Genomic DNA, 4703 nt, shown 5'->3' with positions numbered 1-4703 from the left:
AGACTATAATTTATCTTTGGCTATGGCATAAATGAGCAATTTACTACATTAGGGAAGAACGGCAACGTGATATATATGGTAATAACTGTCTTGTGGCTGTTTTTTGCACGAATCGTTGCCCTACCCCACTTTCGCTAAATTTTCTTTTGACCATCCTTTATCTGATTTTAGTTTGTCACTTGCATATTCAATATAATCATCTAATGTGTATAACCAATCTTTATTTTTATTGACTTTTTTTATTAAACTATCGAAAATATTTATATTAATATCTTTTATATTATTAAAACACCAATCGTTAATATTAGTTCTAACATATTTTAATAAAGCACATAAATAATTCATTGAATCCGTTGGGTAATCATATTCAAAACAATTGCTTATATTTATATAAACATTTAGTTTATTTAGATCTATTAAATGCCGTAAATCTACTAAGTACTTTTCTTCCATAATAGTTTCCTCCTAATTTAAATTTTAACGATTTGTAAGTTTATACATTAATCTTTTTTCTAGCATAGTTTTTATAGTCTCTATATTTCTAAAATAAGTACCTACATTTCTAAAACAAGTACCTATATTACCTTCTGAAATAGACCATTTGGCTATATTTTCATATGATTCTTGAAGTTTTTCTAAGATTTTATAAAAAATAATTAGCTCTTCAAGTGTAATGACAAAAGAAGCTTGAGGTAATCCTACTTTTAAAGCGTCACCTTCTAGTAACCCCTTATCAAGTTTTAATTTATTATTTGCAAATAGTATATACTTATTTAGTTCAAGTAACATATTCTTATTATCTTCTATTTTATTCATAAAACTATAAAAAACAGTTTTATCGGTAATGTCAAACCTAAATGTAGCTAGATTCTCTTTAGCATATCTTAATAAGGAATATAACATATCCATTCCATTCGTTGGGTACTGATATTCAAAACAATCAGAAACATCAATGTAAGTTGTGAGTTTATTAAAATCTATTAGATGACGTAAGTCTACTAAATACTTTTCTTCCATAATTAACCTCCTAATTTAAATTTAAAATAATATTATCATTATAAAATGAAATTTGATAGAGGTTCTAATAAATTCAGGTGTAGAAGATTATTTTATTTTTAGAGGAATTAATATATTTAGCTAGAATATACAAAAGCATAAGTTATATATAAGTATAATAATTGTATAAGAGGTGGAATAATGATAAAGGAAGATTTCAATAAGTTAGAAGTATTGGAGCAACTTGAATATATAAATAAGGAACTTTTAAAAGATAAAAGTTTAAGAATTATTAGCAGTGATCTAAAAATGAGTAAGACTACATTTAGAGATAGATTTATTAAAATAGGGTATATTTATAATGCTGAAACAAAGCAATATTATAGAGATAAGACTATAACGCTGCAACACCAAATTACATTAGAAGAGCATGCAAGAACCATAGAACAAGCTACAGAGCCAATCGATAAAGTTATACAAAAGGATAATAAAAGTATAAGTGAGGTAGCTATAATTAAAAATCAAAATAATGTTTCAATGGAGCTTCAGGAATTTGCAGAGTTAAAAACCACATTAGCTGAGGTTAAAGAATTAATAGAAATGAAAGAGCAATTAAAAGAAGTTATACTATTGTATAACAAAAATATAAATATAATCGATGTACCCGAACTTCAAGAATTGAAAATTGATAAGAGTAAATTTGATGGAGATCTAAAAGGTAGATTGATAAAAGTTTACGACAATGTAAATGATGCCTGGATAGAATTTTGTAAAAGTAATAATCAATTTAAGATGCAAGATCTATATTCTATAGCATTACTGGAATGTATTGAAAAATATAAAAAATAAATTAAGTATTTTAATATATTATCCTATTAATTTATATATTTATTCTTCAGAACAACAACATTTTTTTTAGTTTTTTACAGTTGTTGTTTAAAGATGTTTAACAGTACTTTGTTTAAGATGTTTAGGGGGTACTACAAATCCAGTTATATCAATGGGTTCAAAAATCTATTATTCCTTTTACGTACCTAACTATTCCTTTTACGTACCCAAAACAAAATCTACTATTCCTTTTACGTACCTAACTATTCCTTTTACGTACCTAACTATTCCTTTGAGGTTGTAATAGTAATAATACTATGATAATATATTACCTGGGGTGAGAGTATGGAGAAAGATTACATAGTAACCAAAAGTAATAAATTAATTGCTTGTAATTATGATTTGAGTTTACAGGAACAAAAAATAATATTAACGTTAGCTTCAATGGTACAACCACAGGACACAGAATTTAAAGAATATGAGTTCAAAATAAAAGACTTTATAGAACTTTTGGGCATTGAAAGTAAAACAAAATATACTGAAGTACCTAAGATTACAAAAGAACTCATGAAAAAAGTGTTTGAAATAAGAGAAGGCAAAGATATAATTCAACTAAGTTGGTTAAGTAGTGCAAGATATAGGACTGGTGAAGGGATTGTTGTTTTAAAGTTTGATTCAAATTTAAAGCCTTATATGTTAGAACTTAAAGAACTATATACCAGTTATAAATTAGATAATGTATTAAGTTTAAAAAGTAAATATTCAATAAGGCTCTATGAAATATTAAAAAGTAATTCATTTAAAAAACAGGTAACTATTGAACTTGAAGAACTTAAAAATATGATAGGGGCCAAAGAGAAAGCATATAAACTTTACTCTAATGTTAAGAACAAAGTTATTATAAAAGCTCAAAAGGAACTTGAAGCAAAGACCGATATATCCTTTACCTATGATGAAATAAAAACAGGTCGAAAAGTAACTTCGATTAAATTTTGCATATTCAGTAATAAAGATACTTGTAAGAATGAAATTGCAGCAACATCATCAGCCGATCGAGAAGATATTGGAGAAGAGCAACAACAAAACATTAAAGATATAAACTTTGTAAAAGAAATTATCCAGGAAACAATAACAGACCTTGAAGCCTTAAAAATATATAGTGCTGCACATGGAGATATTGAAAAAATAAAAGAAAAATATAACATAGTGGCCCAGTTGAATAATGTAAAAAATGTAGTTGGTACTGTTATAACTGCAATAAAACAGGGGTGGTCAATCCCTAAAGGTAAAACAAAAGTAAGTGTCTTTAATGATTATGAACAAAGGCAATACGATTTTGTTGAATTAGAAAAGAAGCTTTTAGGGTGGGACAACAACTAATATATTAATAGCATTTAAACTCACATACAAGCCATTTTAAGCACAAAAAGAACGGAAGACGTACAAATATTGCATAACAACTTTAAAATTGAATACGGAGGGAATAGGGCTATTAAAAAGGTGTATTCAGCTTAGAATATATCTTTTTTATTTATGTTAAATTATTGACTATTATTATCCATGATGATACAATAACGTTAACAAAACATAGTTAACAATTGTTAACGCAGTAATAACAACGTTTAAAACAAATATTTTCGTTAACATAAAATAAATATTTAAATAAATAGGGAGGTATTTTGTAATGGCAGAAGAGAATAAAGTATTAGGCATTAGATTAGACATAGAAGAGCGTAAGAGGTTCGACGAGTTTGTAAGTGAAGAGGGTAAGAATAACAAAGAGTTTTTGAATACGCTGCTAAACCTCTATGAGTTGAACAAGGGCAAGGTTAAAAACATAAACCTAGTTGGTGATATTGAAACACTGGAAGGTTACACAAACAAAATTCATCAGACTTTCATTAATATCATTGATAAGTTGGAGAACCAAAAGGGTGACATTGCAGAGCATGGGCAAAAGGATTTGCAAATATATAAAGATAAGGTTAACAATTCTCAACTTGAAATGGATAGAATGAAGTCAATAAATTCAATGAATAATGAAAAGTTAACTATCGTAAACAATGATAACTCAACATTGAAAAAACAAAACAACCAATTTCAAGAAAATTTACAAGATAAATTGACCATTATTGAAGAGTATAAAGGCAAAAATGATACCCTCACAGGTATACTGGAAGAGTACAAAGGATATAAAACGGAGATAGAAGAATATAAAAAGTTACTGGCAGATGCTCAGGCAAGGAATATTGATAAAGAAAATATCATCAAAGATAATGAATATAATATTAATAATCTGAATATGGGCCTAAAAACAAAAGATGAGGCCATTTCAGATTTAAATGCAAAACATAATGCAGAAATTGAAGTATTAAAAAAAGATAATCAAAAGGAACTTGATCAATTAAAAAAAGAAAGTGAATTAAATATTAAGTTAGCAGTTGCAGAGGTCAAAGAGGATTTAAATAATAGATTAAACCAGGAGCAGTTGAAACATAATGCAGAGATTGAAAAATACCAGGAAAAATATAAATCACTATTAGATGATTTAGAGAAGGTAAAAATCACACCAAAGGCTACTAAGAAAGATAATAAAGTAGTTCAAAACAAATAACATTTCAAAAGATATTTATACAGCTATTTTTCAGTACCGCAGCTCTAAAATGTATTTTATATGACATAGAGTTACGCCTCAACTCTAGAAAGATTAATAATTAAAGGGAATATAATTTTCCCCAAAAAATAAAAAACCAGAGCCTATAAATAATTTTGTGTAACTAGAATAAAAAGTACTCTTTCTTGGCAATAATTGAGATAAGCTAATTATCAAATATTGTAAGGAGGAGTATTTTTATGTCAGATATTTCTAAAGAGATTTT

5 protein-coding genes are annotated in these 4703 nt (G+C 27.0%); 3 read left to right on the top strand and 2 right to left on the bottom strand.

Going from position 1 to position 4703, the window contains the following annotated elements; all coding sequences use genetic code 11:
* Window positions 1-120: 120 nt before the first annotated feature.
* Window positions 121-453: a hypothetical protein gene (locus Ctaglu_RS24350; RefSeq protein WP_125006620.1), complete on the bottom strand. Its 333-nt coding sequence runs from the start codon at window positions 451-453 to the stop codon at window positions 121-123.
* Window positions 454-477: 24 nt separating this feature from the next.
* Complete coding sequence (locus tag Ctaglu_RS24345; RefSeq protein WP_125006618.1) at window positions 478-1017, bottom strand: hypothetical protein; 540 nt, start codon at window positions 1015-1017, stop codon at window positions 478-480.
* Between the two features lie 180 nt (window positions 1018-1197).
* On the opposite strand from Ctaglu_RS24345, the gene Ctaglu_RS24340 reads away from it, so the two are divergent.
* The 3 genes from Ctaglu_RS24340 to Ctaglu_RS24330 all read left to right on the top strand — a co-directional run bounded on the left by Ctaglu_RS24340 (window position 1198) and on the right by Ctaglu_RS24330 (window position 4438).
* Window positions 1198-1845, top strand: a complete 648-nt coding sequence (locus Ctaglu_RS24340) for a hypothetical protein (RefSeq protein WP_125006616.1) — start codon at window positions 1198-1200, stop codon at window positions 1843-1845.
* Window positions 1846-2169: 324 nt separating this feature from the next.
* Window positions 2170-3204 (top strand): replication initiation protein, encoded by a 1035-nt coding sequence (locus tag Ctaglu_RS24335; protein WP_125006614.1) that lies wholly within the window; start codon window positions 2170-2172, stop codon window positions 3202-3204.
* A gap of 304 nt (window positions 3205-3508) precedes the next feature.
* Window positions 3509-4438 carry a GumC domain-containing protein gene (locus Ctaglu_RS24330; protein WP_125006612.1) on the top strand — a complete coding sequence of 310 codons (930 nt, stop codon included), beginning with the start codon at window positions 3509-3511 and terminating at the stop codon, window positions 4436-4438.
* Window positions 4439-4703: the final 265 nt, after the last annotated feature.

Source organism: Clostridium tagluense (genome assembly GCF_003865095.1).
In the GTDB taxonomy this organism is placed as follows: Bacteria; Bacillota; Clostridia; order Clostridiales; family Clostridiaceae; genus Clostridium_AD; species Clostridium_AD tagluense.
Note: the sequence above shows the minus strand (reverse complement) of the source record. Positions and strands in the feature narration are given on the sequence as shown.

Bases quoted from the DNA above. Each gene is read 5' to 3' on its own strand.
- Ctaglu_RS24345 (WP_125006618.1), bottom strand. From the start codon at position 1,017: ATGGAAGAAAAGTATTTAGTAGACTTACGTCATCTAATAGATTTTAAT.
- Ctaglu_RS24335 (WP_125006614.1), top strand. From the start codon at position 2,170: ATGGAGAAAGATTACATAGTAACCAAAAGTAATAAATTAATTGCTTGT.
- Ctaglu_RS24330 (WP_125006612.1), top strand. From the start codon at position 3,509: ATGGCAGAAGAGAATAAAGTATTAGGCATTAGATTAGACATAGAAGAG.
- Ctaglu_RS24340 (WP_125006616.1), top strand. From the start codon at position 1,198: ATGATAAAGGAAGATTTCAATAAGTTAGAAGTATTGGAGCAACTTGAA.
- Ctaglu_RS24350 (WP_125006620.1), bottom strand. From the start codon at position 453: ATGGAAGAAAAGTACTTAGTAGATTTACGGCATTTAATAGATCTAAAT.